Raw genomic sequence first — 1,319 nt, 5'->3', positions numbered from 1 at the left:
TGGAGTGCTCCCCGTTTCACCGGACATGCCGGCTATTGAACCTGAGCTCGGATGAACTCCCTCGGGGAGAGCATTTTGAGCGACGAATGAGGATGGATCTCGTTGTAGTCCTCGATCCATCCGGCGATCTGCTGGAGCGCGGTGGGCGCATCCGGCAAGGGGCTGATGCGAACGTAGTCGCGCTTGAAGGTTTTGACGAAGGCCTCGCAGATGCCGTTCGATTCCGGGCTCCTCACCGGCGTGAAGCAGGGGGCGAGGTTGAGCGCTGCGGCGAAGTCCCTGGTGTCCTTGGCCGTGTATGGGCTGCCGTTGTCGGAGAGGTGCTCGATCGGGTGCGGTGCCCGAGTGGTGCCGAAGCGCGTCTCCACTGCCTCTAGCATCATGTCGCGCACGTCCGAACCGCTGATCCCGGCACCGGACACGGCCGTGAAGGCGATGATCTCGCGGTCGAAGGCGTCGATGATGAAGGCCATGCGTACGACCGTGCCGTCCCAGCAGGCGAACTCCAAGCCGTCGGAGCACCATCTGAGGTTCGAGCGCATGACAGCGACCTTGCCGTCGTGAACGCGTCCTTCGCGCCGGCCGGTGTGTCTCTCGAGGAGGAGCGCGTGGCGCTGCATGATCCGATGCACCCGCTTGCGGTTCGCCAACGGCCGATCCGCTCTGATGAGTTCGCGGTTGAGAAGGGCCGTGATGCGGCGATAGCCGTAGGTCGGCCGCTCGTCCACGAGGCGGCGAATGAGCGGCAGCAGCTCCGCGTCGGCCGTCTTCTTGTATGGACCACGTGGCTTCGATCGGCTCCGCGATCGTTCGATGAGGTTGGAGCGGGACACGCCGAGCGTCTCGGCCACCCGCTTCACCGGGAACCGTCCTTCCGCAGCGACGGCGGCCGCCAGGTCGGTTTTTTTGCCTGCGCCTTGGCGAGCGCCTCGCGCAGGATCTCGTTCTCCATCGTCTTGCGGCCCAGGAGGCGCTCGAGCTCGCGGACCTTATCCTCCAGCTTCTTCACCTCGGAGCTCCCGACAACCGGCTCGTCCGATCCCACGGCCGCGACGCCTCCCTCGTTCATCAGGCGTCGCCAGCGGTAGAGAAGGTTCGGCGCGACGCCGTTGCGCCTGGCGACCGATGAGACCGTCTCGCCCGGCTCCAGACTCTCCTCGATGATCCGCAGCTTCTCGTCCGTCGACCAATGCCGACGACGCCGCGTCCCCGTGATCAGCTCGATCCGCTGATAGTCCTCCGACATAAGCCTGTCTTCAAGGATATCCTTGAGCCTTTCTGCTTACGCCAGCTGTCCGGTCGAAATGGGGGGCACTTCA

General features: G+C 64.7%; 1 protein-coding gene. It reads right to left on the bottom strand.

The features are described from left to right. Positions 1–32: 32 nt before the first annotated feature. Positions 33–1,246, bottom strand: a protein-coding gene (locus JCR33_RS24660; protein WP_232372814.1) for an IS3 family transposase whose coding sequence is annotated in 2 segments (ribosomal slippage) — positions 33–913 and positions 913–1,246 — 1,215 coding nt in all. Because the reading frame shifts where the segments join, the coding sequence is not laid out codon by codon here. Between the last annotated feature and the right edge of the window lie 73 nt (positions 1,247–1,319).

Origin of the sequence: Acuticoccus mangrovi (assembly GCF_016411865.1) — a bacterium.
GTDB classification, from domain to species: domain Bacteria; phylum Pseudomonadota; class Alphaproteobacteria; order Rhizobiales; family Amorphaceae; genus Acuticoccus; species Acuticoccus mangrovi.
The sequence above is the reverse complement of the archived record's forward strand: the minus strand, read 5'-3'. Positions and strand labels throughout refer to the sequence as shown.